Here is a 25,690-nt window from a genome sequence, read left to right as displayed (position 1 = left end):
AAACTCTGCACGGTTCGACCAGTTTTTTATCCACACGGTCGAACCGTTGTGGTTTAATGAACGGCATTTATGGTCTGTTCCTGCCAGTCAAAAAAAGCAGCCCGTCGCCTGGAGAAAGGGGAGACATGGGCTAAAATCGGGCTCAGCGTTGGCTGGGTCTTTGCATTTGGTTCCCTGGCAGGGGCAGAGGACTGGCATTCCGCCAGGTTCAAACAGAAAGGTCATCGATGAGCTGGATTGAACGCATTCTTAACAAGAGCAATATCTCTCAAACCCGTAAGGCAAGCATTCCGGAGGGCGTCTGGACCAAGTGCGACAGCTGTGGTCAGGTGCTTTACCGTGCCGAGCTGGAGCGTAATCTGGAGGTCTGCCCCAAGTGCGACCACCACATGCGTATGACGGCGCGCATGCGCCTGAATACGCTGCTGGATGACGGCAGCCACGTCGAGCTGGGCAGCGAGCTGGAGCCGAAGGATATCCTGAAGTTCAAAGACTCCAAAAAGTATAAGGATCGCCTGGCCGCCGCTCAGAAAGAGACCGACGAAAAAGATGCGCTGGTGGTGATGAAAGGTACCCTGCACGGGATGCCGGTGGTGGCCGCCTCGTTTGAGTTTTCCTTTATGGGCGGCTCCATGGCCTCCGTGGTCGGCTCACGCTTTGTCCGCGCCGTTGAACAGGCGCTGGAGGACAACTGCGCCCTGATCTGCTTCTCCGCCAGCGGCGGCGCCCGTATGCAGGAGGCGCTGATGTCGCTGATGCAGATGGCGAAGACCAGCGCGGCGCTGGCCAAGATGCGCGAGCGCGGCCTGCCCTATATCTCCGTGCTGACCGATCCGACCATGGGCGGCGTCTCCGCCAGTCTGGCCATGCTGGGCGATATCAATATCGCCGAGCCGAAGGCGCTGATCGGCTTCGCCGGCCCGCGCGTGATTGAGCAGACGGTGCGGGAAAAGCTGCCGGCGGGCTTCCAGCGCAGTGAGTTTTTGCTGGAGAAAGGGGCCATCGATATGATCGTGCGCCGTCCGGCGATGCGCGATAAGCTGGCCTGTCTGGTGGCGAAGATGACCGGTCGTCCGGATCCGCTGGACGACGGTACCCAACAGGCTGCTAGCGCGGAAAGCAGCGCGCAGGCGTAATTTTCGCCTGTGTTTCCGGCGCGCCGCACGGGCCGCCGATGCGGCGTATGGCCACGCCATACGCCGTACCTCTTCGGTAACCGGCGCCACTCCGGGGCCGGCTACACTCCGCAATCGGTTTTATTACGGGACGTAAAACAGCATGAATACGCTTCCTACGCCTTTGGCAACCTCTCCACTCTCCACCTGGCTTGACTACCTTGAGCAGCTGCACAGTAAGACCATCGATCTCGGTCTGGACCGCGTACGCCGCGTCGCGCAGCGCCTGGGCCTGCTGACGCCGGCCCCGGTGGTGTATACCGTCGCGGGAACGAACGGGAAAGGGACGACCTGCCGCACGCTGGAGGCGATCCTGATGGCGGCGGGCTATCGGGTTGGGGTATACGGTTCGCCGCACCTGCTGCACTATCGTGAGCGGGTGCGGATCCAGCACCGCGAGCTGGACGATGCGGCGCACGCCGCCGCCTTTGCCGCCGTTGAGGCCGGGCGCGACGGCGTATCGCTGACCTATTTCGAATTCGGCACGCTGGCCGCGCTGTACCTGTTTAAGCAGGCGGCGCTGGATGCGGTGATCCTGGAGGTCGGCCTCGGCGGCCGCCTGGATGCGACTAACATCGTGGATCCCAGCGTCGCGGTGGTGACCAGCATCGCGCTGGATCACACCGACTGGCTGGGCGATACGCGGGAGAGCATCGGCCGTGAGAAGGCCGGTATTTTTCGCGGCGCGGCGCCGGCGGTGGTCGGCGAGCCCGATATGCCGGACTCGATTGGCGCGGTCGCGCAGGCGTGTGGCGCTCATCTGCTGCGCCGCGGCGTTGACTGGGATTTCAGCGTGGAGGCGCAGGAGTGGCGCTGGCGCGATGCTCACCGCCATATTGAGGGGCTACCGCTGCCTCAGGTGCCGCTGGCCAACGCGGCGACGGCGCTGGCGGCGCTCTGCTATGGGCCGCTGCCGGTCGATGATGCGGCGATCCGTCAGGGGCTGCGCGATGCGGTGCTGCCGGGGCGCTTTCAGCAGCTGTCGGAGGCGCCGCGCCTGATCCTGGACGTCGCGCACAATCCCCACGCGGCGGCCTATCTGGCTCAGCGCCTGCGCGCGCTGCCGGCGCGCGGCCGCCTGCGCATGGTGATCGGTATGCTCTCGGACAAGGATATCGCCGGTACGCTGGCCTGTCTGACGCCGCTGGTTGACCAGTGGTACTGTGCGCCGCTGGCGGGCCCGCGCGGTGCAGCGGTCTCGGCGTTAACGGCGCATCTGCCCGCCGACGCCCAGGCGTTTGACGGCGTTGAGCAGGCCTGGCGTCAGGCGATGGCCGACGCGGCCGCCGACGATACGGTGGTGGTCTGCGGTTCCTTCCATACGGTTGCTCACGTGATGGCAGCCCTCGCGTCAGGAGAGACGGGTGGCAAGTAAGTTTCAGAACCGATTGGTCGGTACGGTGATCCTGGTGGCGCTGGGGGTGATCATTCTGCCCGGTCTGCTGGATGGCCAGAAAAAACATTATCAGGATGAGTTCGCCGCGATCCCGCTGGTGCCGCGTCCGGGCGAGGACGATCCGACGGATGCCATTCCGCCGGTCACTCAGCCGCTGGGCGAAACGCCGTTGCCCGGCACCGGCCCGGCGCCAGCCGCGTCGGTCGGCGCTACCGCGCCCGCTGTACCCGCGCCGGCGACAGCCCCGGCGCATACCCGCGGCGAGCTGGTGGAGCTGAAGCCGGTCGAGAGCCGAGCGCCGGAGCCACAGCCGCCGCGTACGGCTCCGCCACCGATCAGCGCGCCGTCGCCGCAGGAGAGCAGGCCGAAAGTCAGCGAGCCGCCGACGCGGGTCGCGGAGAGTCGTCCCAAAGCCAGCGAGCCGGTGAAGAGCGTGACGCCGCCGCCTGAGAGTCGTCCGACACCGCCGCCGCCAGCGCCCGTCGCCAAGAGCGACGCCGGCGAGAAAGCGCCGGTCGGTCAGGCCTATGTGGTGCAGCTCGGCGCGCTGCGTAACGCGAGCAAGGTGAATGAAATCATCGCCAAGCTGCGTCTGTCCGGCTATCGGGTCTATAGCGTACCGGCGACGCCGGTGCAGGGTGAGATCAACCGGCTGTTCGTGGGCCCAGAGGCGTCGCGCGCCAAGCTGCAGTCGGCGCTGCCGGAGCTGAACAGTCTGAGCGGCCTGAATGGGCAGATCCGCAATTACAGCGTGCGCTAAGCACCGCGTAACGGCGTTCGACGGCGCTGTTCGCTGCGGCGGACAGGGCCGTTTTTTTCGTGAAAACGGGCGGTGGACGCGGCGGATTTATTTATGCCGCGCGGCGGAAATCTGCTACGCAAACGTTTTCTTTTTCTGTTAGAATGCGCCGCGGGCGACATCTGCGGCAGTTCATGCGTTGGAATTGTCATGGTTTGGATTGATTGGGTCATTATTGGCATCGTCGGATTTTCTGCACTGGTCAGCTTAATCCGAGGCTTTGTGCGCGAGGCGCTGTCGCTGGTTACCTGGGGAGCGGCGTTCTTTGTCGCCAGCCATTTTTATCCCTATCTGGCCGCCTTCTTTACCCGCTTTGAGGATGCGCTGGTGCGCAATGGCATTGCGATAGCGGTGCTGTTTGTCGCGACCCTGATCGTCGGCGCCATCGTCAACTATGTGATCGGCTCCCTGGTGGAGCGCACCGGGCTGAGCGGGACGGATCGGGTACTGGGCGTCTGCTTTGGCGCCATACGCGGTATCCTGATCGTCGCCGCGCTGCTGTTCTTTATGGACACCTTCACGGCGATGGCGCAAAGCGAGGAGTGGAAGCAGTCCCGGCTGATCCCGCAGTTTAGCCCTATCATCAGGTGGTCATTTGACTATCTGCAAAGCACGTCGAGTTTCTTGCCGGAGCACATGCCGTCGCTGCCGCTCCGGTAACGCTGATGAGGAAATGACAACATGTGCGGTATTGTCGGTATCGCCGGTTTTACACCGGTAAACCAGTCTATCTATGATGCTCTGACGGTGCTGCAGCACCGCGGCCAGGACGCCGCCGGCATCGTCACCATCGATGATAACCATGCCTTCCGCCTGCGTAAGGCCAATGGACTGGTCAGTGATGTGTTTGAGGCGCGCCATATGCAGCGCCTGCAGGGAAATATGGGGATAGGGCACGTGCGCTATCCCACCGCCGGAAGCGCCAGCGCATCGGAGGCTCAGCCGTTCTATGTTAACTCCCCCTTTGGCATCACCCTGGCGCACAACGGTAATCTGACCAATGCCCATCAGCTAAAGCAGCAGCTGTTTGAGCATGCCCGCCGCCATGTTAATACCACCTCAGACTCCGAGATCCTGCTGAATATCTTCGCCTACGAGCTGGATCGCTACGATCACTATCCGCTGAGCGAAGAAAACATCTTCGCCGCCGTCGCGGCGACCCATCGCCAAATCCGCGGGGCCTATGCCTGCGTGGCGATGATCATCGGCCATGGCATGGTGGCGTTCCGCGACCCGAACGGCATCCGGCCGCTGGTGATCGGCAAGCGAACCCTGGAGGATGGCCGTATCGAATACATGGTCGCCTCTGAGAGCGTGGCGCTGGATACGCTGGGGTTTGACTTTATTCGCGACGTGGCGCCGGGCGAGGCGATCTACGTTAATCTGCAGGGACAGCTGTTTACCCGCCAGTGCGCCCAGGAGCCGAAGAGCCATCCTTGCCTGTTCGAGTATGTCTATTTTGCTCGCCCGGACTCGTTTATCGACAAGATCTCCGTGTATAGCGCCCGGGTGCGGATGGGGCAGAAGCTGGGGGAGAAGATCGCCCGTGAGTGGGAGGATCTGGATATCGACGTGGTGATCCCGATCCCGGAGACCTCCTGCGATATCGCGCTGCAGATCGCCCGCATTCTGGATAAACCCTACCGCCAGGGGTTTGTCAAAAACCGCTATGTGGGACGCACCTTCATCATGCCGGGGCAGCAGCTGCGCCGCCAGTCGGTGCGCCGCAAGCTGAACGCCAACCGCGCCGAGTTCCGCGATAAGAACGTGCTGCTGGTGGATGACTCCATCGTGCGCGGCACCACCTCGGAGCAGATCATCGAGATGGCGCGCGAGGCCGGCGCCCGCCGGGTTTATCTGGCCTCCGCCGCGCCGGAGATCCGCTTTCCCAACGTCTATGGTATCGATATGCCGAGCGCGACCGAGCTTATCGCCCACGGGCGCGAAGTCGAGGAGATCCGCCAGCTGATCGGCGCCGATGGGCTGATTTTTCAGGATCTGACGGATCTGATTGAGGCGGTGCGTGAGGATAACCCGGATATCGAGCAGTTTGAGTGCTCGGTGTTTAACGGGGTGTATATCACGCGCGACGTGGATCAGGCCTACCTGGACTACCTGCAGTCGCTGCGCGGTGACGATACCAAGGCGCTGAACAACCAGCAGCAGGCGGAAGATCTCGCGCTGTATAACGAAGGCTAGGGGCGCTCCGCGCTCTGCCAACGGGTCGCCTATGCGGCCCGTTTTTACTTGCGCGCCCGCCCGCCTTGCGGCAAAGTCGCTGCAGCAGAGGGTTGAATAAGGATAAGTGACGGGCGATGAAACGACTGATTATCGGTATCTCCGGCGCCAGCGGCGCGATCTATGGGGTCCGCCTGCTGCAGGCGCTACGGGCGCAGCCGGCGGTAGAGACCCATCTGGTGATGAGCCAGGCGGCGCGCCAGACCCTGGCCCTGGAGACGGATTTCTCGCTCAGAGAGGTGCAGGCGCTGGCGGATGTGGTGCACGACGCGCGGGACATCGCCGCCTCGCTCTCCTCCGGCTCGTTTAAAACCGCAGGGATGGTGATTTTGCCCTGCTCGATCAAAACCCTCTCTGCGATTGTGCACGGCTACAGCGACACCCTGCTGGTGCGCGCCGCCGACGTGGTATTGAAGGAGCGGCGCCCGCTGGTGCTGTGCGTGCGAGAGACGCCGCTGCATCTGGGGCATCTGCGCACAATGACCGCCGCCGCCGAGATGGGGGCGATCATCATGCCGCCGATGCCGGCGTTCTATCACCGTCCGCAGCGGATTGAGGATCTCATCGACCAGACGGTCAACCGGGTGCTGGATCAGCTGGACATCAGCCTGCCGCAGGATCTGTTCCCACGCTGGCAGGGGCCCGCGGCAGGCTAAGCCTCTCCCGCCATCGTGAGCTGGCTGCCGGTGATGGCGCCCGCCGCCGGTGAGGCCAGCCACAGCGCCAGCTCGGCGATCGCCTGTGCCGTGCTCTGTGCGTCCCGGTTCGGCGCCGGAAGCGGATCGGGCACCAGGTGGTTGACCGTAATGCCCTGCGGCGCCAGGTCCTGCGCCATGCTGCGCGTCAGCGCGCTCAGCGCCGCGCGGCTCATGGCACAGAGCGCGCCGCCGTGGCCCGGGGGCTGATGCGCCCCGCTGATATGGATGATTCTCCCCCCCGAGGGCATGCGCCGAGCGGTCAGCTGGCTGGTCAGGAAGACCGCCTGCACATTGATCGCCATGGCCTGCTCAAACTCTCGTAGCTCAATTTCATCAAATGGTTTGCAGATGGTGACGGCGGCCTGATTGACCAGGATATCGATCTGTCCCCACAGCTCCAGCGTGCGGGTGACGGCGCGGGCGTAGGTTTCCGGGCTGCGCGCGTCGGTGCGCAGGGCGATGGCTTCGCCGCCCCGCTGGCGAATTTGGGCGGTCAGCAGCCGCGCCTCGCCTTCCGAATGGTGGTAGGTCAGTGCCACGCGGGCGCCGGCGTCGGCCAGGGCGGTTACGATGGCGGCACCGGTGCCGTGCGCGCCGCCGGTGACCAGCGCCACTTTATCGCGTAAGAGGGTTGGGCTCATAGATGCTCCGCAGTGGGAAATGTTCGGGCCGGCGCACCGGCGTCGACGCTGAGCGCCGTGCCGGGGCATCGCGCCCGCCGTTGTCTTACCTGCGTCGGCCATCGCTGCCGTCGCCTGTCTCTGCAGAGAGTGTAGTGGGCGCGCCGAGGCGCACCGTCACCGCCGGTGCGCCGGGCTGCACATTGCGTGCGCTAGGGGTTATCTGACGATGTCGTCCAACGCCTCGCGCAGATCGTAGTAGCGAAAGCCAAAGCCCGCCTCCTCTAGATGGCGCGGCAGCACCCGCTGGCCGCCCAGCAGGATCTGGCTGGCCTCGCCCATCAGCGCGCGCAGGGCCATGGCGGGAACGCGGAGTAGGGTGGGCCGCCCCAGCACCTCGCCCAGGGTGGCGACGAACTGATCGTTGCGCACCGGATAGGGGGCGGTCATGTTGAAGGGGCCGCGCAGGGTGGGGTTATCCAGCAGATACAGTATCGCGTTGACCATGTCGTCGATATGGATCCAGGACATGTACTGGTGGCCGTTGCCCAATTCGCCGCCGAGTCCCAGGCGGAACAGCGGCAGCATCCGCCCCAGCGCGCCGCCGTTGGGGGCCAGTACGATACCGGTGCGCAGCAGGCAGACGCGGGTATGTTCGCTCTCCGCCTCACGCGCCAGCGCCTCCCAGCGTGCGCACAGGCGGTGGGTGAAGTCATCGCGGGGCGGGTCATCCTCGTTGAGCGGCGTCTCGTCCTGGCTGCCGTAGTAGCCGACGGCGGAGCCGGAGATCAGCACGCGGGGCGGGCGCTGGCCGGCGCGGATCAGTTCGGCCAGCCGCTGGGTGATCGTCCAGCGACTGTCGCACAGTATCTGCTTTTGCGCCGCGCTCCAGCGTTTGTCGGCGATCGGCTCACCGGCCAGATTGATCACCGCGTCATAGCCATCCAGGCTGGTCAGATTCTCGAGCGAGGTGAGGCACTGCACGCCGTCGCCGAGACGCTGACGGGCTCGCGCCGCGCTGCGCGTCAGTACGCTCAGGTGATGGCCGAGCACGTGTAGCCGGGCGCACAGCGCCTGGCCGATAAGGCCGGTAGCACCGGTAATCAGGATCTCCATAGGCTGCTCCTTACGGCGCGCGCCGGCGCACCGTCCCCTCCGCTTATTCCCCCCGGCTATAGCGCATGGTCACAGAAACCGAATCGGCATAGCGCAGGGCGTAAAGTTTATCGACCTCTACTTCAGCATAGGTGACCCAAGGATGTTCACAAGCGATCGCCAGCAGATCCTGGGTCAATTTTTCCAGCAGGGCAAAACGGTTTTGCTCCACGTGGGCGATGATCCGTTTGGTGATGGTGCGGTAGTTGAGCGCGTCGGCGATCTCTTCGCTGTGGCGGGCCTGCTGCGCCGGGTAGTGAATGACGACATTGATCACCACATCCTGGCGGTTGGCGATCTCCTCCTCGTTAATGCCGATAAACGTACGCAGACGCAGGTTTTTAATTTTGATGATGGCATCTGGGAAATGTGAACTCATAAACGATCCTGAACGGTAGCGGAACGGACAGGCGGGCGCACCCGCCTGCGGGGATCAGGCCTGGGCGAGCCGGTAGGCGCGCTGGGTGGCCGGACGCGCCTGAATGGCGTGGAACCAGCGGCTGACGGCGGGGTAGTCGGCCAGATCGATGCGCTGGCGGGCGTAGGCGGCAACCCAGGGGTAAATCGCCATATCGGCGATGCTGTAGTCGGCGCCGGCGACGTAGGTGTGCTGCCGCAGCTGCGTTTCCAACACCGCATACAGGCGGCAGGTTTCTACCTGATAGCGCTCGATGGCGTAGGGAACCGGCTGTGGGGCATAGTGGTTGAAGTGATGATTCTGCCCCAGCATCGGGCCAAAGCCACCCACCTGCCAGAAGAGCCACTGTAGGGTGGTGGCCCTGGCGCGCAGCTCCGCGCTGAGGAAGCGCCCGCTCTTCTCCGCGAGGTAGAGCAGGATGGCGCCGGACTCGAACAGGCTCAGCGGCGCACCGCCGTCCAGCGGTTGGCGATCGACGATCGCCGGAATTTTATTATTCGGCGAGATCGCCAGAAACGCCGGCGCGAACTGCTCGCCGGCGGCGATATCGATAGGGTGCAGCTGATAGGGCAGGCCACTCTCTTCCAGAAACAGGGTAATCTTGTGGCCGTTGGGTGTCGCAGCGTAGTAAAGATCGATCATGGTCGCTTCCTGCTAGGGGGGAGGGTTTGGCGACTATAGAGCAAATTTCGCGGTGATAAAAGGATGATGTTAACAGATTGTTTGTTATCGGACGTTTTCCCGGCCCGGGCGCCGACGGGATGCGCGACGTGGCGTTTCGTCACGGCTGAAACATGGCATACTGTCACCGAGGGCGCGCGATAGCGTGCTCGACGTTGACTGCCATCAGGAGTGCCTATGAATTCCTCTGCGATCGTTCTCTATTCTGACAGCCGCTATCTGAGTCCCTACGTGATGTCCGTCTTTGTTGCCCTGAAGGAGAAGGGGCTGCGCTGCGAGCTGGTTCCGGTGGATCTGGCGGAGCATGAAAACCGCCAGGAGGCCTATGCGGAGGTGTCGCTGACCCGCCGGGTGCCGACGCTGTTGCTGGATGGCTTTGCCCTATCGGAGTCCTCCGCCATCTGCGAATACCTCGATGAGACCTTCTGCGCGCCGCACTATGCGCCGCTCTATCCGCACGCGCGTCAGGCACGGGCCATCGCCCGCGAGGTGCAGGCCTGGCTGCGCAGCGATCTGGCCGCGCTGCGCCGTGAGCGGCCGAGCGAGGTGGTGTTCTGCGCTCACCGCGCGGGGGCGCTGTCGGCGGAGGCCGAGTATGAGGCTGCCCGCCTGGTGGCCGCCGCGGAGCGCCTGCTGCCGGTCGGGCGACAGAATCTGTTCGGCGAGTGGTGCATTGCCGACACCGATCTGGCGATGATGCTGAACCGCCTGGCGCAGCATGGCGATGGTCTGCCTGAGCGGCTGGCGGAGTATGCCCATTTCCAGTGGCAGCGGGCCTCGGTGTGTCAGTGGCTGGCGCTGGGGCGCCGCGGCGGGTAAATACGGGCGCCGCAGCCGGGGTGACTGGTGTCGCGAAAGCGGGCTGGTTACACTAAGCGCGTATTCCGTCATACGCGCGATGGGCGCGTCTTTTTTGCCGGTGAGAGTCTCACGATGAAATTAATGTTTATCTCCGATATTCACGGTTCGCTCAGCGCGACCGAACGGGCGCTGGCGATCTTTGCGCACAGCGGCTGCCGCTGGCTGATCCTGCTGGGGGATGTGCTGAATCACGGGCCGCGCAATCCGCTGCCGGATTGCTACGATCCGCCGGCCGTGGCCGCGTTGCTGAATGGCTACGCCGAGCGGATTATCGCGGTGCGCGGCAACTGCGACAGCGAGGTCGATCAGATGCTGCTCACGTTTCCGATGATGGCGCCGTGGCAGCAGGTACTTTTGTCGGACAGGCGGCTGTTTTTGACCCACGGTCACCTTTATCATCCCCAGCAGCTCCCCGCGCTGGCGCCGGACGACGTCCTGGTGTACGGCCATACGCATCTGCCGCTGGCCGAGCGTCAGGGGGAGCATATCTGTTTTAATCCCGGATCCATCAGCCTGCCCAAGGGCGGGAATGTGCCCAGCTTTGGCATGCTGGCGGGGGATCGGCTGTGGGTTCAGGCGCTGCACGGTACAGAGAGACTGGCAGAGGTAAGCCTGGGTGCCGCAGCGGCACGGTAAGATTATCTTTTTTTGGCAAGGGGCCAGACCGCCCGCGTCGGCGGCGACGGCATCGTGGCGCAGCAGCGCCGTTGAGAATCAGTAATAGGGTAGCAGAGGATGGTGGACCAGCAGGTTAACAGCGAGATTGAGTGGGTAGACATCGTTGATGAGAATAACGGGGTTATCGCTCAGGCCAGCCGCCAGCAGATGCGGGCGCAGCGTTTGCGCCATCGCGCCACCTACATTGTGGTGCATAACGGGATGGGGAAGATCCTGGTGCAGCAGAGAACCGAGGGTAAGGATTACTATCCCGGCTGGATGGACGCCACCGCCGGCGGCGTGGTGCAGAGCGGCGAGAACATGCTGGAGTCGGCGCGCCGTGAGGCGGAAGAGGAGCTGGGCATCGCCGGGGTGCCTTTCGCCGATCACGGCCTGTTCTACTATGAGCAGGCGGCGTGCCGGGTCTGGGGCGGGCTATTTAGCTGCGTCTCCCATGGCCCCTTTGCCCTGCAGGAGAGCGAGATCGCGTCCGTATGCTGGATGACGCCGCAGGAGATCGCCGAACGCTGCGACAGCTTTACCCCGGACTCTATCCGGGCGCTGTCGCTGTGGATGGCGCGCAACAGCGACGGAGAGGCGCCGGCGCTGTGCACCCGCTGCGGTGAGGCCGACGCCAGCCAGCCGCCGCAGGGGGCGACGCCCGCCGTCGATGACGATCCCGCCGAGCCGAGCGTCGGTGAGTAAAGCAAGCGATACATTGCAAAATAGCATTTGCCACGTTAGTCACATCGTTTTGTTATATAAAGAGTTACCGTGAAATCGGGATTTTTATATAAGGAAAAATGATGAAACCCGTATTACCTCTGGTTGCCGGCGTGATGCTGGCTGCTCTTTCGGCGCTGCCGGCGCAGGCCGGCCTGTTTTCGTCTTCTGAAGTGGATGCGGAAAAGCAGGCGGTACAGCTGGCGCGGGAAACGGCGAATGGGACGTATCAGCTGCTGACGGTGCAGGAGCTGAAGCAGTGGATGGACGAGAAAAAGCCGATGCTGATCGTCGACACCATGCCCTTTTCCGACTCCTACAAGAAGCAGCATATCCCGGGTGCGCTGAATATGGCCTTCCCGATGGGGGATATGAACGTGTGGGATAAGGCCAACATGGGGGCGATAACGCAGGCCGATTTTATGCGTATGCTGGGCGCCGATAAGGATCGGGTGCTGGTGTTCTACTGCGGCTTCGTGAAGTGCGCGCGTTCACACAACGCGGCCATGTGGGCCAAGAAGCTGGGCTACCAGCATGTCTACCGCCTGCCGGGCGGGATCACGGCCTGGAAAGAGGCCGGCTATCCGGTAGAGAAGGCCTCGACAGCGGCGCCGGCGACGGCCGAGGCGGCGAAGGGGAGCACCTGTACCCAGGGCTGCTGAGGACAGGGCATACGTCCGCTGCCCACGGGCAGATAAAAAAGGCTCCCAACGGGAGCCTTTTTACATGGCGGATGCCCTCTTACTGCTGGGAGGACTGAATGGCGGTCAGCGCCACGGTGTAGACGATATCGTCTACCAGTGCACCGCGGGACAGGTCGTTGACCGGCTTGCGCATCCCCTGCAGCATCGGCCCGATGGAGACCAGGTCGGCGGAGCGCTGTACCGCTTTGTAGGTGGTGTTACCGGTGTTCAGATCCGGGAAGATGAACACGGTCGCTTTACCGGCCACCGGCGAGTTCGGCGCCTTGGACTTGGCTACGTCGGCCATGATGGCGGCGTCGTACTGCAGCGGGCCGTCGATGACCAGATCCGGACGTTTTTCCTGCGCCAGACGGGTGGCTTCGCGAACTTTCTCAACGTCGCTGCCCGCGCCGGAGTTACCGGTGGAGTAGGAGATCATCGCTACGCGCGGGTCGATGCCAAAGGCAGCGGCGGAGTCGGCGGACTGGATGGCGATTTCGGCCAGCTGTTCGGCGGTCGGGTCCGGGTTGATGGCGCAGTCGCCGTAAACCAGCACCTGCTCCGGCAGCAGCATGAAGAAGACGGAGGAGACCAGGGAGCTGCCCGGGGCTGTTTTGATCAGCTGCAGCGGCGGACGGATGGTGTTAGCGGTGGTGTGTACCGCGCCGGATACCAGGCCGTCGACTTCGTTCTGCTCCAGCATCAGGGTGCCCAGCACCACGTTGTCTTCCAGCTGCTCGCGGGCGACGACTTCGGTCATCCCCTTGTTCTTACGCAGCTCGACCAGACGCGGAACGTATTTTTCACGTACGGCGACCGGATCGACGATTTCGATACCCTTGCCCAGCGTCACGCCCTGAGCGGCGGCAACGCGCTGGATTTCGTCCGGATTACCCAGCAGCACACACTGTGCGATGCCGCGCTCGGCGCAGATCGCGGCCGCTTTGACGGTGCGCGGCTCGTCGCCTTCCGGCAGGACGATGCGCTTACCGGCCTTGCGAGCCAGCTCGGTCAGTTCGTAGCGGAACGCCGGCGGAGAGAGGCGGCGTGAACGCTCAGAGGTTGCGCTCAGAGACTCGATCCACTGCGCATCGATATGGCTGGCAACGAAGTCCTGCAGCTTCTCTACGCGCTGGTGATCGTCGGCCGGCACTTCCAGGTTGAAACTCTGCAGGCTCAGAGAGGTCTGCCAGGTGTTGGTGTCGACCATGAATACCGGCAGGCCGGTCTGGAAGGCACGTTCGCACAGCTTGTTGACGCGGGCGTCGACTTCATAGCCGCCGGTCAGCAGCAGCGCACCGATTTCAACCCCGTTCATCGCAGCCAGGCAGGCGGCGATCAGGACGTCCGGACGATCGGCTGAGGTCACCAGCAGGGAGCCCGGGCGGAAGTGTTCGAGCATGTGCGGGATGCTGCGTGCGCAGAAGGTGACGGACTTGATGCGGCGGGTCTGGATGTCGCCAGCGTTGATCACGCGTGCTTTCAGGTGGTTAGCCATGTCGATGGCGCGGGTCGCGATCAGCTCGAAGCTCCACGGAATGCAGCCCAGCACCGGCAGCGGGCTGTTGGCAACCACCTGAGCGGCGTCCAGGGTCGCGACGCGAACTTTGCTGGAGTCGTCAAAGATTTCAGACAGGTCAGGGCGGGTACGTCCCTGCTCGTCAACCGGTGCGTTCAGCTTGTTGATGATCACGCCGGCGATATTCTGGTTTTTGCTGCCGCCGAAGCTGGAGCGGGCCAGTTCGATGCGCTCTTTCACCTGATCGACGCTGTCGTTGCCCATCGCCATAACGAAGACGATTTCGGCGTTCAGGGTCTTGGCGATCTCGTAGTTCAGCGCGTTGGCGAACTGGTGTTTACGGGTCGGCACCAGGCCTTCAACCAGCACCACTTCGGCATCTTTGGTGTTTTCGTGATAGCGGGCGACGATCTCTTCCATCAGAACGTCCTGCTGGTTGGAGCTCAGCAGCGCTTCCACGTGGGACATGCGCAGCGGCTCGGCAGCCGGGATGGCGGAGTTGGCGCGGATGATGGTAGTGGTCTGATCCGGCGCATCGGCGTCGGTACGCGGCTGGGCGATCGGTTTGAACACGCTCAGGCGTACGCCTTTTTGTTCCATGGAACGAATGACACCCAGGCTAACGCTGGTCAGGCCAACGCTGGTGCTGGTGGGGATCAACATGATTGTACGGGACACGATAGCAACCTCTTGTGAGTATTCCGCGGCGGGCCCAGGGAGGCCGGGCGGTAACAGGGAGTCTTTGCCGACCGGGGACGACGGCGCGCCCTCGGCGAATGACACCGCCTGCCGGAGCAGGCGGTGCGGGCGGGTTAGGCGGTCAGACGGGCAGCGTCCTGCGCGATAACCAGCTCTTCGTTGGTCGGGATAACCATGGCCAGGCGGCTGCCGTCCTTGGTGATCACGCCGGATTTGCCGAAGCGGGCGTCCAGGTTACGCTGGTGGTCGATTTCCAGACCCAGCAGCGCCAGTTTGTCCAGCGTCAGCTCACGCACCATGGCGGCGTTTTCACCGATGCCGCCGGTGAAGATCACGGCGTCCAGACGACCGTCCATCAGCGCAGTGTAGGCGCCGACGTACTTGGCCAGACGGTGGCAGTAAACGTCCATGGCGCGCTTGGCGTCAGCCTTGGTGTCGTAGTTGTCTTCCACGTAGCGGCAGTCGCTGGTGACTTCGGTCAGGCCCAGCAGGCCGGATTCTTTGGTCAGCAGGGTATTGATTTCGGCTACGCTCATGCCCAGGGTATCGTGCAGGTGGAACACGATAGCCGGATCGATGTCGCCAGAGCGGGTGCCCATGACCAGGCCTTCCAGCGGGGTCAGGCCCATAGAGGTGTCGACGCACTCGCCGTTGCGGATGGCGCTGACGGAGCCGCCGTTGCCCAGGTGGCAGGTGATCACGTTCAGCTCTTCAACCGGCTTGTTCAGCATCTTGGCTGCTTCGCGGCTGACGTAGTAGTGGCTGGTGCCGTGGGCGCCGTAGCGGCGGATGCCGTGCTCTTTGTACAGGTGGTACGGCAGGGCATACAGGTAGGACTCTTCCGGCATGGTGGTGTGGAACGCGGTGTCGAAGACGGCGACGTTCTTGTTTTTCAGCAGCGGGAAGGATTTGAACGCTTCTTCGATGCCGATCAGGTGTGCCGGGTTGTGCAGCGGTGCAAACGGGATAGCGTCTTTGATACCCTGCAGGACTTCGTCGTTGATGACGGCGGAGTGGGTGAACTTCTCGCCGCCGTGAACGATACGGTGACCGATGGCGGTCAGTGAGGCGGAGAGCTCCGGCTTCTGTGCCAGGATGGTGTTCACGATGAAGCTCAGGGCTTCGCTATGTGCTGCGCCTGCGCCCAGCGCTGCTTCGTGTTTCGCACCGTCCATTTTCCATTTAATACGGGCTTCAGGGAGGTTAAAACATTCGGCTAAACCAGACAGGTGCTCTTCACCGTTTGCCGCGTTAATGATGGCGAATTTCAGGGAAGAACTGCCGCAGTTAAGAACCAGTACCAGCTTCGACATGGAAGTACCTACTTGTTATGCGTGGTTAGAAAATGTACCAAACAGACGCTAAGCGTAGCGCAATACGCCGTCGGCATTTATGATTAACATCATGCGCGGTACGATCTGGCCGCGGGCCGCGAACGCACCGTCCATAAACGGTGTTGCATCAAAATATCCGCCCGCAGGCGGCCACGGTATTCAGGAGCTCGCCCTCGGCGTTGCCGGGAGCACCCTGAACCATGCAGGTTCACAGCAGCGCGCTTTGGCGCTGCGGCATGTCTGCCACTGTCCGTCGCTCCCCGCAGGGGAGTGCGCTGCTGTGAGCCCGCCCGTAATGGTTTTCGCCAGGCCGCGAACGGCGATGGCACTCCTTAATACGGGGGCGATGAGTGCGGGCGTCAGCGATATGGAGGGTTTTTTACCCTTCTTGACTGACGGCGGCCTCAAGGCCGGCTTAGAATACCGATAGCGGCCTTTAAAAACAAAATAAATTTGATGCCGCATATTTTTTGTTTTCATTTTATGATTTTTTTTAACTCTTATCGAATAAATTGAGGTTGTCATGTCATCTGCCCCCACGCCGCACGTCGCCTGGTTCCGCCTTTTTCAGCGCGGTCAGATCTATATGAAGACCTGGCCGAATGAAAAACGTCTGGCGCCGGTGTTCCCGGAAAACCGGGTGACCCGCGCCACCCGCTTCGCTATTCGCTTTATGCCGCCGATCGCCATGTTTACCCTGTGCTGGCAAATCGCCCTGGGCGGCCAGCTGGGGCCGGCCATCGCGACGGCGCTGTTTGCCTGTAGCCTGCCGATGCAGGGGCTGTGGTGGCTGGGCAAACGCGCGGTAACGCCGCTGCCGCCGACGCTGCTGCAGTGGTTTCACCAGCTGCGCGACAAGCTGCAGGCCGCCGGCATTGCCCTGGCGCCCATCGACGGTGCGCCGACCTACCAGTCGCTGGCGGAGCTGCTGCGCCGCTGCTGTAAGCAGCTGGATAAAACCTTTCTGGACGATATCTAAGCGCCGCTGTTAATTATTTGTGCTTAAAATGAGAGTGTCGTGATAATTAAGAGTCGCGCGCGGCGTTTATCGGTCTTTTTATTGGTCTAAATATTCGTTTGGATCAAAAAACGCCTTTTATTGCACTGTCGGTGAATTTGGCAATATGTCATGCTGAGCGGCGAATATTGACCGTGGTAACTCTGGCCGTCGTCGGCCGATAAGGACAGTAAAGATGGAAATGACCAATGCACAGCGCCTGATCCTCTCCAACCAGTATAAAATGATGTCGATGCTCGATCCGGATAACGCCGAACGCTACCGCCGTCTGCAGACCATCATCGAGCGGGGGTTTGGCCTGCAGCTGCGCGAGCTGGATCGCGACTTTGGCGAGCTGCCGGAAGAGACCTGTCGCAGCATCATCGATATAATGGAGATGCACCACGCGCTGCAGGTCTCTTACAATAACCTGAAGGAGCGCCAGGATATCGATGCCCGTCGTCTGGAGTTTCTGGGGTTCGATGCGGCGACGGAGGCGCGCTATCTGAGCTACGTCCGTTTTCTGGTGAATACCGAAGGGCGCTATACCCACTTTGACTGCGGCTCTCATGGCTTCAACGCCCAGACCAAAATGTGGGATAAGTACCTGCGCATGCTGGCCGTTTGGCATGCCTGTCCGCGCCAGTACCATTTAAGCGCCGTCGAGATTACGCAAATTTTGAATGCGTAACGGCGGTTGATTTTGTCATGAGGAGTACCCGTGAAGTGTAAAGGTTTTTTGTTTGACCTCGATGGAACCCTGGTGGATTCATTGCCGGTGGTTGAACGTTCGTGGATTAACTGGGCCAAGCGTCAGGGGATCAATCCTCAGCAAGTATTGGAATTTATTCATGGCAAGCAGGCGATCACCTCCCTGCGCCACTTTATGCCGGACGCCGATGAGGCGCGCCTGCAGGAAGAGTTTGACTGGTTGGAGGCGCTGGAGTCGCGCGATACCGACGGCATCGCGGCGATGCCCGGCGCCGCCGCGCTGATCGCCCGCCTCGATGCGCTGGCGATCCCCTGGGGGATCGTGACCTCGGGATCGGTGCCGGTGGCCTATGCGCGCTGCAAGGCCGCCGGGCTGCCGAAGCCGGCGGTGTTTATCACCGCAGAGCAGGTGCAGCGCGGCAAGCCGGAGCCGGATGCCTATCTGCTGGGAGCACAAAGGCTGGGGCTGGCGCCGGGCGCCTGCGCCGTGGTGGAAGATGCGCCGGCCGGGATACTGGCCGGGCTGACGGCCGGTTGCCAGGTGATCGCCGTCAACGCCCCGGCGGAGACCCCCAAGCTGGATAAGGTGACCCTCTGCCTGCACAGCCTGGCGCAAATCGCGCTGACGCGTGTCGACGATGATGTCGAGATCACGCTGTAGCCAACGCGTGGTTGGAAAAGTCGATTAACCCCGCCTGCGCGGGGTTTTTTTATGGCATGATTAAAGATAACTAACCCGTTTTTGTTATTCGTCGATGCCGATAGCGCCGGACGGGAGAGGACGCCGCAGCGGGAGAGGGTGTTGTAAAGGGAGACGTCGTGAACGGTCAGTTAGTGTGGGTATTAAGCTTACTGCTGGTGGCCATCGTGCTGTTTGCCACCAATAGACTGCGGATGGATGTGGTTGCCCTGCTGATCATCGTCGCGTTCGTGCTGAGCGGAACGCTGACCCTGGCCGAGGCGACCGCCGGTTTCAGCGATCCCAACGTGCTGCTGATCGCCGCGCTGTTCGTGATCGGTGATGGTCTGGTGCGCACCGGCGTCGCCTATCAGGTCGGCGAGTGGCTGATGCGGGTGGCCGGCGACAGCGAGGCCAAGATGCTGGTGCTGCTGATGGGCACGGTCGCCCTGCTGGGCGCCGTGATGAGCTCGACCGGGGTGGTGGCGATCTTTATTCCGGTGGTGCTGAGCGTGGCGGCGCGGATGAAAACCGTGCCGGGGCGGCTGATGATGCCGCTGAGCTTTGCCGGGCTTATCAGCGGGATGATGACGCTGGTGGCCACGCCACCTAACATGATCGTCAGCAGCGAGCTGGTGCGCGAAGGGCTGGACGGGCTGCGTTTCTTCAGCGTTACGCCCATCGGGATCATCGTACTGCTGCTGGGGATTGGCTATATGCTGATCGCTCGCCGCTGGCTGGGCGCCGCGCAGCAGGCGCCGCACAAGGATAACTGGCAGCGGCGCACCTTTCGCGATTTGATCCGCGACTATCGCCTGGCCGGGCGCGCTCGCCGCCTGGCGCTGCGCCACGGCTCGCCGCTGATCGGCCATACCCTGGATGAGCTGCACCTGCGCGCCCGCTACGGCGCCAACGTGGTGGGGATCGAGCGCTGGCGTAAGTTTCGCCGGGTGATGGTCAGCGCCTTTGGCGATACGGAGCTGAAGGCGCGCGACGTGCTGCTGGTCGACATGTCCGATCCGCAGGTGGATGTGCGCGCCTTCTGCGCCGAGCAGCTGCTGGAGCCGATGGTGCTGCGCGGCGAGTACTTCTCTGAGCAGGCGCGCGACGTCGGCATGGCCGAAGTCACCCTGGTGCCGGAGGCCGAGGTGATCGGCAAAACCCTGCGCGAAGTCACGTTCCGGACCCGCTATGGGCTAAACGTGGTCGGTATTCGCCGCAGCGGCAGCGCGCTGGACGGTAAGCTGGTGGATGAGCCGCTGCAGATGGGCGATATCCTGCTGGTCATCGGCAGCTGGCGCCAGATCCGCCAGCTGCGTCAGCTACAGCAGAATGCGCGTAACTTTGTGGTGCTGAGTCTGCCGGCGGAGGTCGACGACGAGGTTCCCGCGCTCTCCCAGGCGCCCCATGCGCTGTTTTGCCTGGCGCTGATGATCGCCATGATGCTGACGGCGGAGATCCCCAACGTCATCGCCGCGCTGATCGCCTGCCTGCTGATGGGCAAGTTCCGCTGCATCGATATGGAGAGCGCCTACAAGGCGATCCACTGGCCCAGCCTGATCCTGATCGTCGGCATGCTGCCCTTTGCGCTGGCGCTGCAGAAAACCGGCGGGATAGAGCTGGCGGTGCGCGGGCTGACCGACGCCGTCGGCGGTCTGGGGCCGCGCGGCATCTTAGGCTGTCTGTTTGTGCTGTGTGCGGTGATCGGGCTGTTTATCTCGAATACCGCCACCGCGGTGCTGATGGCGCCCATCGCCATCGCCGTGGCGCGCGAGCTGCAGATGTCGCCCTATCCCTTCGCCATCATCATCGCCATTTCGGCCTCGGCGGCCTTTATGACCCCGGTCTCTTCACCGGTCAATACCCTGGTGCTGGGGCCGGGCAACTACCGCTTTGGAGACTTCGTGCGCATCGGCGTGCCCTTTACGCTGCTGGTGATGCTGGTCAGCGTGGCGGTGGTGCCCTGGCTGTTCCCGTTTTAGGGGCGGTGGACGCCGTCGCCCGGACTACAGCGGCGTGTCCTGGCTGATCTCATCCAGCGACAGGGTGAAGCTCGGCACGAAGACCTGCATAAAGTACGCCATTTCCGGGCTATTGCGCTCATCCAGGGTCTTTTCCAGTCGCGCCTTGGCCAGCAGAAACTCCTGGTTGCCGGCGGCGAGCTCCTCCAGACATTTCAGATAGGCGCACAGCGCATCGGCCTGTTTGACGATCTGGCGCTCCTCCGGCGGGTAGCTGCGTTCGTCGATCAGCGGTAAAAAATCCTGGCGCAGTTCGGCGGGCAGCATGGCCAGCAGCTTCTGCTGCGCCATCTCCTCTATCTTTTTGTATTCGTGGGCTATCTGCGGATTGTAGTACTTGATGGGCGTCGGCAGATCGCCGGTGAGCACTTCGCTGGCGTCGTGGTACATGGCCTGTAAGGCGACGCGCTCCGCGTCTACGCTGCCGCCAAACCGGCGGTTTTTGATAATCGCCAGGGCGTGGGCGACAAAGGCAACCTGCAGGCTGTGCTCGGAGACGTTTTCGGTGCGTACGTTGCGCATCAGCGGCCAGCGGCTAATCAGTTTCAGGCGGGCGAGATGGGCAAAAAAATGGCTCTGGGTGTGGCTCATGGTAATGTCATGCCTGTCGCAGTAATGGAGCTCACCATTATGCGTCAAAAATGACGGCGGCGCCCGAGGGCGCCGCTGCGGGATCAATATTTCTGGTGATAGGTCGACAGGAAGCGCCCCAGCTTGAGGATGGCGCTGTCCAGCTCGTCAACCCGCGGCAGGGTGACGATGCGGAAGTGATCCGGCTCCGGCCAGTTGAAGGCGGTGCCCTGTACCAGCAGGACCTTTTCCTGCAGCAGCAGATCCAGCACCATCTTCTGATCGTTGTGAATATTAAAGCGTTTGGCGTCGATCTTCGGGAACATATACAGCGCTCCGCGCGGCTTGACGCAGGAGAGTCCCGGGATTTGGTTGATCAGCTCCCAGGCGCGGTTGCGCTGTTCATACAGGCGGCCACCCGGGCAGATAAATTCGCTGATGCTCTGATAGCCGCCCAGCGCCGTCTGAATGGCGTGCTGCATCGGCACGTTGGCGCACAGGCGCATGGAGGCCAGCATCTCCAGCCCCTCAATGTAGCCCTTGGCGTGCTTTTTCGGCCCGCTGAGCACCATCCAGCCCTGACGGAAACCGGCCACGCGATAGGTTTTGGAGAGGCCGTTAAAGGTGATCACCAGCAGATCCGGCGCCAGCGAGGCGATCGAGATGTGCTGCGCGTCGTCATACAGGATCTTGTCGTAGATCTCATCGGCAAAGATGATCAGGTTATGCTCGCGGGCCAGATCCACAATCTGCTCCAACAGCGCCTTGCTGTAGACGGCGCCGGTCGGATTATTGGGGTTGATGATGACGATGCCGCGGGTGCGCGGGGTGATTTTGCTGCGGATATCGTCAATGTCGGGAAACCAGTCCGCCTGCTCATCGCAGCGGTAGTGCACCGCGTTGCCGCCGGACAGCGCAACGGCGGCGGTCCACAGCGGGTAGTCCGGCGCCGGAACCAGCATCTCATCATTGGTGTTGAGCAGCGCCTGCATCGACTGCACGATAAGCTCGGAGACGCCGTTGCCGATGTAAATGTCCTCCACGGTGACGTCGTGGATGTCGCGGGCCTGATAGTGCTGCATAATGGCCTTGCGCGCCGAATAGAGTCCTTTGGAGTCGCTGTAGCCCTGCGCCGTCGGCAGGTTGCGGATCACGTCGACCAGAATTTCATCCGGCGCGTCAAAGCCGAAGGGGGCCGGGTTGCCAATGTTCAGCTTGAGGACTTTATTGCCTTCTTCTTCCAGCCGCTTGGCTTCTTTGAGTACCGGACCGCGGATGTCATAGCATACGTGGTCCAGCTTGTGGGATTTTTCGATCGGAGACATAACACTGTGGCCTTATTTATATCAGCGCCGCCGCTGACGGATCGGTGTCCTTACTGACACGGCAATATAAAATACTGTACTCCCCGCGATCGGGGTTTAGAAGACAGATGCCTGTTTTTAGTGCAAAACAGTATGATTCACGGCGAATGCTTAGCAAAATAGATGGTGTTGTGCTGTTTTTGCAGTTTATTTAACCTATTAATTAAGATTAATTAGTTAAATGCACTGACAAAAAGGGCGGGCGACGTAAAGTTACGACAACAGAGAGGGAGAGTCGGTGAAAAAAACAACGCAGCCAGAGTGGGTGGCCCCCCTGCGGCGCCTGCCGCGCAGTCTGGCACCGCTGCTGCATCTGCAGCGGCGCCACTACGGTGAGGTGCTGAATCCTGTCCGCTGGTGGGGACGCTTTCCACGTCTGTTTTGGCTGATGGCGCTGTTCGTCGGCTATCTGGAGCGGCGCCGCTCGACGCTCTCCCCCGGTCTGCGGGCGCTGGTGATGACCCGGGTCTCCCAGCGCTGCGACTGCGCCTTCTGCATCGATGCCAATGGGCTGCGTCTGGCGCAGCGCAGCGGCTCGCTGGATAAGGTGCTGGCGGTCGCGACATGGCAGGAGGCCGACTGCTTTGACGCGGTGGAGCGGGCGGCGCTGGCCTATGCCGATGCCGTCAGCGCGACGCCGCCGCAGGTGTCTGCGGCGCTGAAGGCGGAGCTGCGTCGCCATTTCGACGATCGCGCGCTAACCGAGCTGACGGCGCTGGTGGCGTTTCAAAATCTGTCGGCGCGCTTTAACGCCGCGCTGGATATCCCCGCGCAGGGACTGTGTACGCCCGCCGCCGGACGTCGGGGAGGCGAGGATGCTTGATCGCTATCTGCACCCACCGCTGAAGCCCGCGCTGGCCCGTCTGGCCGCCGGGCTGGATCGCCGCGGGGTGCGCGCCGATCACCTGACGCTGTTCGGCTTCGCCATTGGTGCGCTGGCGGTGCCGCTGCTGATGTGGCAGCAGCACGGCGCGGCGCTGGCGGCCGTGCTGATTAATCGGCTGTGCGATGGGCTGGATGGGGCGCTGGCGCGACGCCAGGGGCTCAGCGACGCCGGGGGGTTCCTGGATATCTCCCTCGACTTTCTGTTTTATGCCCTGCTGCCGCTGGGGTTTGTGCTGGCCGATCCGGCGCAGAATGCGCTGCCCGGTGCCTGGCTGCTGTGCGCCTTTATCGGTACCGGCAGCAGCTTTCTGGCCTTTGCCGCGCTGGCGCAAAAGCACCGTCTACAGGCGCTGGCCTATCCGCATAAATCCTTCTACTACCTGGGGGGGCTGACGGAGGGTACGGAGACCATCCTGCTGTTTATCGCGTTCTGCCTGTGGCCGTCCCTGTTTGCGCCGCTGGCCTGGCTGTTTGGGGCGCTGTGCTGGTTTACCACCCTGACGCGGGTGTGGGGTGGGTATCACACCCTGCGCCGGGTGGCGCAGGATGACGCGGCGCAGCGTGAATAAGGGGCGTCGAGGCCGAAGGGGCTATCCGACGCCCATCCTACGCTCAGCGCCAGCTGCTTTCCGGGCCGCGTTCGCCCCGGGCGACCGGGTTGGCCGGATTGGCTGACCATTCGTACCAACCGCCGTCATAGACGCCGATGCGCGGCCAGCCCATGGCCCGTGCATACATGAAGGCTTCGGCGGCTCGCCAGCCGGTGCCGCAGTAGAAGGCGACCTGCTGATCCGGCGTGATGTGCCAGGTGCGCCACAGGGCGGCGATGTCGTCACCGGCGCGCATGGTGCCGTCGGGGTTATGGAAGTCTTCCATATGGGTGGCGTCGCTGCCGGCGTGGCCCCAGCGGGCGCCGGCGATCTCGCCCTTGGGCTTAATGTAGCTGTAGCCGCTGGTGACGCCGGTGAATTCAGGCCAAGAGCGGATGCTGACCAGCGAGGCATCGCGACGATTCAGCAGGGCGCGCGCCTGGGCGGTGGAGAGCATCAGCTGCGGATCGCCGGGGAAGGGGGCGCCAAAGTCGGCAGCCGGCGTGGGGTCTGCGGGGAGACCGCGCTCGACCGGCAGATCGGCGCGCTGCCAGGTCTGAAAACCGCCGTCCAGCAGGCGTACATCTTTCACCCCGGCGTAGAGCAGGATCTGCGCGACTCGGGCGGCGGCATAGACGTCGCGGCCGTATAAGATCACCGTGGTATCGCTGCGGATGCCCTGCTTGGCCAGCAGCGTCTTCAGCTGGGCGTCGGGGACCTTATTCCACAGCGGCTCGCTCTCCACCGTATTGGTGTCGATGTAGCCAGCGCCGGGAATATGGCTGAGCAGGTACTGTTTTGGCGCGCCCCAGGCCGCCTCAAACACTTTCCACTGACCGGCCGGCGGGTTGGCCACCGCCTGACCCCGCTGCAGATCGTGCAGCCACTGCGGATAAACCAGCTGTTCGTAGTGGGCCAGGCGCTGCAGACGATCGGGCTGGCTTAGGGCATCGCTCAGCGCGTCGACATGGCTGAAGCCCAGCGCCCGGAGGCGGCGGGAGACGGCGTCGATCTGCGCCGGTGCGCCGTACAGCGCCAGGGGTCGCTGGCTGTCCAGACGGTGGTCGCTGAGCCAGGCGCGCAGCTGCGCATCGTCCATCAGCGGCAGCCAGTCGGCGGCAAGGTTAAGCGCGCCGGGCTCGTGCCCGGAGGTGCCTTGGTCTGGCCAGCCGTTATAGTCGGCGCTGGGTCGGGTGTCGATGACGACGCCCTGCCGTGCCTGCAGCGTGTGCAGCGGGATCGCCTGTGCGATGGCGCCGCTGCACAGCGTAACGGCCAGCCACAGGGCGCCGGCCAGCGAAAGAAGTGGTCTCATATACCCTTATCCATCATACAAAAGTGCTTGGGAGTGGGCGATGCTACACCAATCCACGCACGAACGCACAATCGTTGTCGTCCATCAAAGGGGGCGGCGGCGTTTATGCGTAGTCTTGTTCGTTTTATGCAGAGGGCGATGCCGTGTCCAGTCACGTGAAGTATGGGGTTGTGGGGGGCGCCGCGGCGGTGGCGCTGCTGGTGCTGTGCTGGCCAGAGGCGCGTCACGAGGCCGTGCGGATCGGACGGCTGCTCGCCTCTTTGGACGTCGCCGCGCTGCTGGCCTACCTGCGCTCATTCGGCCCCTGGGCGATGCTGGTCTCCTTTTTTCTGATGATCTTTCAGGCGCTGGCGGCGCCGCTGCCCGCGTTTGTCATCACCTTTGCTAATGCGGCGCTGTTCGGCTGGTGGCAGGGGGCGCTGCTCTCGTGGTTCAGCGCTACGGTGGCAGCGGCCCTCTGCTTTTGTCTGGCGCGGATGCTGGGACGGGACACGCTGGCGCGCTGGGTTTCGCCCGACGCGCTGCGGCGCTGCGACGGCTTCTTTTCCCGCTATGGTCGCTATACCGTGCTGGTCTGTCGGCTGCTGCCCTTTGTCTCGTTTGACGCGGTGAGCTACGCCGCCGGGCTGACCTCGATGGGGCTGATGGAGTTTTTAGTCGCGACGGCGCTGGGGCAACTGCCGGCGACGCTGATCTATTCCTATGTCGGCGCGATGCTGAGCGGCGGTATCCAAATGATGCTCAGCGGATTATTGGTATTATTCTCAATAAGCATTATGATTTACGCGATTAAGCGTAAGTCTGCGCCAAATGATTAATTTAAATTAATCTTTGTCGATGATTAAAAACTGAGGGAGTGAATCATTTATATAAGCTTAGCTTAACTATTCGTTATTGGCGAA

Annotated in this window: 26 protein-coding genes; 17 read left to right on the top strand and 9 right to left on the bottom strand. The window is 62.7% G+C overall.

The window, feature by feature from the left end:
- Positions 1 to 227 precede the first annotated feature (227 nt).
- The 6 genes from accD to BRD58_RS12435 all read left to right on the top strand — a co-directional run bounded on the left by accD (position 228) and on the right by BRD58_RS12435 (position 6,264).
- On the top strand, positions 228 to 1,136 hold the full coding sequence (accD, locus tag BRD58_RS12460) for an acetyl-CoA carboxylase, carboxyltransferase subunit beta (RefSeq protein ID WP_012849242.1): 909 nt from the start codon (positions 228 to 230) through the stop codon (positions 1,134 to 1,136).
- A gap of 142 nt (positions 1,137 to 1,278) precedes the next feature.
- On the top strand, positions 1,279 to 2,550 hold the full coding sequence (gene folC / locus BRD58_RS12455; protein WP_069578956.1) for a bifunctional tetrahydrofolate synthase/dihydrofolate synthase: 1,272 nt from the start codon (positions 1,279 to 1,281) through the stop codon (positions 2,548 to 2,550).
- Positions 2,540 to 3,331 (top strand): cell division protein DedD, encoded by a 792-nt coding sequence (gene dedD / locus BRD58_RS12450; RefSeq protein ID WP_073383179.1) that lies wholly within the window; start codon positions 2,540 to 2,542, stop codon positions 3,329 to 3,331. Before folC ends, dedD begins: the two co-directional genes overlap by 11 nt.
- A 189-nt stretch (positions 3,332 to 3,520) precedes the next feature.
- Positions 3,521 to 4,030: a colicin V production protein gene (gene cvpA / locus BRD58_RS12445; RefSeq protein ID WP_034167921.1), complete on the top strand. Its 510-nt coding sequence runs from the start codon at positions 3,521 to 3,523 to the stop codon at positions 4,028 to 4,030.
- A 21-nt stretch (positions 4,031 to 4,051) separates the two neighbouring features.
- Positions 4,052 to 5,569, top strand: coding sequence for an amidophosphoribosyltransferase (gene purF / locus BRD58_RS12440; RefSeq protein ID WP_012849238.1), 1,518 nt, complete (start codon positions 4,052 to 4,054; stop codon positions 5,567 to 5,569).
- Positions 5,570 to 5,685: 116 nt separating this feature from the next.
- A complete protein-coding gene (locus tag BRD58_RS12435) occupies positions 5,686 to 6,264 on the top strand; it encodes a UbiX family flavin prenyltransferase (protein WP_012849237.1) in 579 nt (192 codons plus the stop codon).
- Here BRD58_RS12435 and BRD58_RS12430 read toward each other — a convergent pair.
- The 4 genes from BRD58_RS12430 to yfcG form a co-directional block, all read right to left on the bottom strand.
- The gene (locus BRD58_RS12430; protein ID WP_012849236.1) at positions 6,261 to 6,947 is read right to left on the bottom strand and encodes an SDR family NAD(P)-dependent oxidoreductase; all 687 of its coding nucleotides are present in this window, start codon (positions 6,945 to 6,947) and stop codon (positions 6,261 to 6,263) included. The two genes, BRD58_RS12435 and BRD58_RS12430, sit on opposite strands and share 4 nt — an antisense overlap.
- A 198-nt stretch (positions 6,948 to 7,145) precedes the next feature.
- Entirely contained in the window at positions 7,146 to 8,042 is an 897-nt protein-coding gene (locus tag BRD58_RS12425) for a TIGR01777 family oxidoreductase (RefSeq protein WP_012849234.1), read from the bottom strand.
- A gap of 43 nt (positions 8,043 to 8,085) precedes the next feature.
- Positions 8,086 to 8,460, bottom strand: coding sequence for a dihydroneopterin triphosphate 2'-epimerase (folX, locus tag BRD58_RS12420; RefSeq protein WP_012849233.1), 375 nt, complete (start codon positions 8,458 to 8,460; stop codon positions 8,086 to 8,088).
- Between the two features lie 54 nt (positions 8,461 to 8,514).
- Positions 8,515 to 9,141: a GSH-dependent disulfide bond oxidoreductase gene (gene yfcG, locus BRD58_RS12415; RefSeq protein WP_012849232.1), complete on the bottom strand. Its 627-nt coding sequence runs from the start codon at positions 9,139 to 9,141 to the stop codon at positions 8,515 to 8,517.
- 216 nt (positions 9,142 to 9,357) lie between these two features.
- Between yfcG and yfcF the strand changes: the two genes are divergently transcribed.
- The 4 genes from yfcF to BRD58_RS12395 all read left to right on the top strand — a co-directional run bounded on the left by yfcF (position 9,358) and on the right by BRD58_RS12395 (position 12,083).
- Positions 9,358 to 9,999: a glutathione transferase gene (yfcF, locus tag BRD58_RS12410; RefSeq protein WP_012849231.1), complete on the top strand. Its 642-nt coding sequence runs from the start codon at positions 9,358 to 9,360 to the stop codon at positions 9,997 to 9,999.
- 114 nt (positions 10,000 to 10,113) lie between these two features.
- On the top strand, positions 10,114 to 10,677 hold the full coding sequence (gene yfcE, locus BRD58_RS12405; RefSeq protein ID WP_073383174.1) for a phosphodiesterase: 564 nt from the start codon (positions 10,114 to 10,116) through the stop codon (positions 10,675 to 10,677).
- A gap of 99 nt (positions 10,678 to 10,776) precedes the next feature.
- Positions 10,777 to 11,403: an NUDIX hydrolase YfcD gene (yfcD, locus tag BRD58_RS12400; protein ID WP_015461932.1), complete on the top strand. Its 627-nt coding sequence runs from the start codon at positions 10,777 to 10,779 to the stop codon at positions 11,401 to 11,403.
- A 101-nt stretch (positions 11,404 to 11,504) separates the two neighbouring features.
- Positions 11,505 to 12,083 carry a rhodanese-like domain-containing protein gene (locus BRD58_RS12395; protein WP_012849228.1) on the top strand — a complete coding sequence of 193 codons (579 nt, stop codon included), beginning with the start codon at positions 11,505 to 11,507 and terminating at the stop codon, positions 12,081 to 12,083.
- A gap of 79 nt (positions 12,084 to 12,162) precedes the next feature.
- Here BRD58_RS12395 and pta read toward each other — a convergent pair whose 3' ends face one another.
- Together pta and ackA are read right to left on the bottom strand one after the other, a co-directional pair.
- The gene (gene pta, locus BRD58_RS12390; RefSeq protein WP_015461927.1) at positions 12,163 to 14,301 is read right to left on the bottom strand and encodes a phosphate acetyltransferase; all 2,139 of its coding nucleotides are present in this window, start codon (positions 14,299 to 14,301) and stop codon (positions 12,163 to 12,165) included.
- 134 nt (positions 14,302 to 14,435) lie between these two features.
- Complete coding sequence (gene ackA, locus BRD58_RS12385; protein WP_015461926.1) at positions 14,436 to 15,635, bottom strand: acetate kinase; 1,200 nt, start codon at positions 15,633 to 15,635, stop codon at positions 14,436 to 14,438.
- Between the two features lie 544 nt (positions 15,636 to 16,179).
- Here ackA and yfbV point away from each other — a divergent pair.
- The 4 genes from yfbV (at position 16,180) to BRD58_RS12360 (ending at position 20,025) form a co-directional block, all read left to right on the top strand.
- Complete coding sequence (gene yfbV, locus BRD58_RS12375; RefSeq protein WP_015461924.1) at positions 16,180 to 16,635, top strand: terminus macrodomain insulation protein YfbV; 456 nt, start codon at positions 16,180 to 16,182, stop codon at positions 16,633 to 16,635.
- 214 nt (positions 16,636 to 16,849) lie between these two features.
- Complete coding sequence (locus tag BRD58_RS12370; protein ID WP_015461923.1) at positions 16,850 to 17,344, top strand: YfbU family protein; 495 nt, start codon at positions 16,850 to 16,852, stop codon at positions 17,342 to 17,344.
- Positions 17,345 to 17,374: 30 nt separating this feature from the next.
- Positions 17,375 to 18,025 carry a sugar phosphatase gene (locus BRD58_RS12365; protein ID WP_012849223.1) on the top strand — a complete coding sequence of 217 codons (651 nt, stop codon included), beginning with the start codon at positions 17,375 to 17,377 and terminating at the stop codon, positions 18,023 to 18,025.
- Between the two features lie 158 nt (positions 18,026 to 18,183).
- Positions 18,184 to 20,025 carry an SLC13 family permease gene (locus BRD58_RS12360; protein ID WP_015461921.1) on the top strand — a complete coding sequence of 614 codons (1,842 nt, stop codon included), beginning with the start codon at positions 18,184 to 18,186 and terminating at the stop codon, positions 20,023 to 20,025.
- A 24-nt stretch (positions 20,026 to 20,049) separates the two neighbouring features.
- On the opposite strand, the gene yfbR is transcribed toward BRD58_RS12360, so the two are convergent.
- Both yfbR and BRD58_RS12350 read right to left on the bottom strand, forming a co-directional pair.
- Complete coding sequence (gene yfbR, locus BRD58_RS12355) at positions 20,050 to 20,655, bottom strand: 5'-deoxynucleotidase (protein ID WP_012849221.1); 606 nt, start codon at positions 20,653 to 20,655, stop codon at positions 20,050 to 20,052.
- An 83-nt stretch (positions 20,656 to 20,738) separates the two neighbouring features.
- A complete protein-coding gene (locus tag BRD58_RS12350; protein WP_012849220.1) occupies positions 20,739 to 21,959 on the bottom strand; it encodes a pyridoxal phosphate-dependent aminotransferase in 1,221 nt (406 codons plus the stop codon).
- A 277-nt stretch (positions 21,960 to 22,236) separates the two neighbouring features.
- Here BRD58_RS12350 and BRD58_RS12345 point away from each other — a divergent pair, with 277 nt between their 5' ends.
- Positions 22,237 to 22,821: a carboxymuconolactone decarboxylase family protein gene (locus BRD58_RS12345; protein WP_012849219.1), complete on the top strand. Its 585-nt coding sequence runs from the start codon at positions 22,237 to 22,239 to the stop codon at positions 22,819 to 22,821.
- Complete coding sequence (locus BRD58_RS12340; RefSeq protein WP_015461920.1) at positions 22,814 to 23,452, top strand: CDP-alcohol phosphatidyltransferase family protein; 639 nt, start codon at positions 22,814 to 22,816, stop codon at positions 23,450 to 23,452. Before BRD58_RS12345 ends, BRD58_RS12340 begins: the two co-directional genes overlap by 8 nt.
- Before the next feature lie 43 nt (positions 23,453 to 23,495).
- Here BRD58_RS12340 and BRD58_RS12335 read toward each other — a convergent pair whose 3' ends face one another.
- Positions 23,496 to 24,788: a rhodanese-like domain-containing protein gene (locus BRD58_RS12335; RefSeq protein WP_015461919.1), complete on the bottom strand. Its 1,293-nt coding sequence runs from the start codon at positions 24,786 to 24,788 to the stop codon at positions 23,496 to 23,498.
- A 143-nt stretch (positions 24,789 to 24,931) separates the two neighbouring features.
- Between BRD58_RS12335 and BRD58_RS12330 the strand changes: the two genes are divergently transcribed.
- On the top strand, positions 24,932 to 25,606 hold the full coding sequence (locus tag BRD58_RS12330; protein ID WP_172454862.1) for a TVP38/TMEM64 family protein: 675 nt from the start codon (positions 24,932 to 24,934) through the stop codon (positions 25,604 to 25,606).
- Positions 25,607 to 25,690: the final 84 nt, after the last annotated feature.

The sequence above is a fragment of the Edwardsiella piscicida genome (assembly GCF_001896205.1).
In the GTDB taxonomy this organism is placed as follows: domain Bacteria; phylum Pseudomonadota; class Gammaproteobacteria; order Enterobacterales; family Enterobacteriaceae; genus Edwardsiella; species Edwardsiella piscicida.
The sequence above is the reverse complement of the archived record's forward strand: the minus strand, read 5'-3'. Positions and strand labels throughout refer to the sequence as shown.

Excerpts from the sequence above, each read along its gene's own strand:
- yfcG (WP_012849232.1), bottom strand. The coding sequence starts at position 9,141 with ATGATCGATCTTTACTACGCTGCGACACCCAACGGCCACAAGATTACC.
- yfbV (WP_015461924.1), top strand. The coding sequence starts at position 16,180 with ATGTCATCTGCCCCCACGCCGCACGTCGCCTGGTTCCGCCTTTTTCAG.
- BRD58_RS12430 (WP_012849236.1), bottom strand. The coding sequence starts at position 6,947 with ATGAGCCCAACCCTCTTACGCGATAAAGTGGCGCTGGTCACCGGCGGC.
- BRD58_RS12350 (WP_012849220.1), bottom strand. The coding sequence starts at position 21,959 with ATGTCTCCGATCGAAAAATCCCACAAGCTGGACCACGTATGCTATGAC.
- BRD58_RS12425 (WP_012849234.1), bottom strand. The coding sequence starts at position 8,042 with ATGGAGATCCTGATTACCGGTGCTACCGGCCTTATCGGCCAGGCGCTG.
- yfbR (WP_012849221.1), bottom strand. The coding sequence starts at position 20,655 with ATGAGCCACACCCAGAGCCATTTTTTTGCCCATCTCGCCCGCCTGAAA.
- BRD58_RS12395 (WP_012849228.1), top strand. The coding sequence starts at position 11,505 with ATGAAACCCGTATTACCTCTGGTTGCCGGCGTGATGCTGGCTGCTCTT.
- yfcF (WP_012849231.1), top strand. The coding sequence starts at position 9,358 with ATGAATTCCTCTGCGATCGTTCTCTATTCTGACAGCCGCTATCTGAGT.
- folX (WP_012849233.1), bottom strand. The coding sequence starts at position 8,460 with ATGAGTTCACATTTCCCAGATGCCATCATCAAAATTAAAAACCTGCGT.
- BRD58_RS12340 (WP_015461920.1), top strand. The coding sequence starts at position 22,814 with ATGCTTGATCGCTATCTGCACCCACCGCTGAAGCCCGCGCTGGCCCGT.
- ackA (WP_015461926.1), bottom strand. The coding sequence starts at position 15,635 with ATGTCGAAGCTGGTACTGGTTCTTAACTGCGGCAGTTCTTCCCTGAAA.
- BRD58_RS12335 (WP_015461919.1), bottom strand. The coding sequence starts at position 24,788 with ATGAGACCACTTCTTTCGCTGGCCGGCGCCCTGTGGCTGGCCGTTACG.
- yfcE (WP_073383174.1), top strand. The coding sequence starts at position 10,114 with ATGAAATTAATGTTTATCTCCGATATTCACGGTTCGCTCAGCGCGACC.
- BRD58_RS12435 (WP_012849237.1), top strand. The coding sequence starts at position 5,686 with ATGAAACGACTGATTATCGGTATCTCCGGCGCCAGCGGCGCGATCTAT.
- folC (WP_069578956.1), top strand. The coding sequence starts at position 1,279 with ATGAATACGCTTCCTACGCCTTTGGCAACCTCTCCACTCTCCACCTGG.
- yfcD (WP_015461932.1), top strand. The coding sequence starts at position 10,777 with ATGGTGGACCAGCAGGTTAACAGCGAGATTGAGTGGGTAGACATCGTT.
- accD (WP_012849242.1), top strand. The coding sequence starts at position 228 with ATGAGCTGGATTGAACGCATTCTTAACAAGAGCAATATCTCTCAAACC.
- cvpA (WP_034167921.1), top strand. The coding sequence starts at position 3,521 with ATGGTTTGGATTGATTGGGTCATTATTGGCATCGTCGGATTTTCTGCA.
- purF (WP_012849238.1), top strand. The coding sequence starts at position 4,052 with ATGTGCGGTATTGTCGGTATCGCCGGTTTTACACCGGTAAACCAGTCT.
- BRD58_RS12370 (WP_015461923.1), top strand. The coding sequence starts at position 16,850 with ATGGAAATGACCAATGCACAGCGCCTGATCCTCTCCAACCAGTATAAA.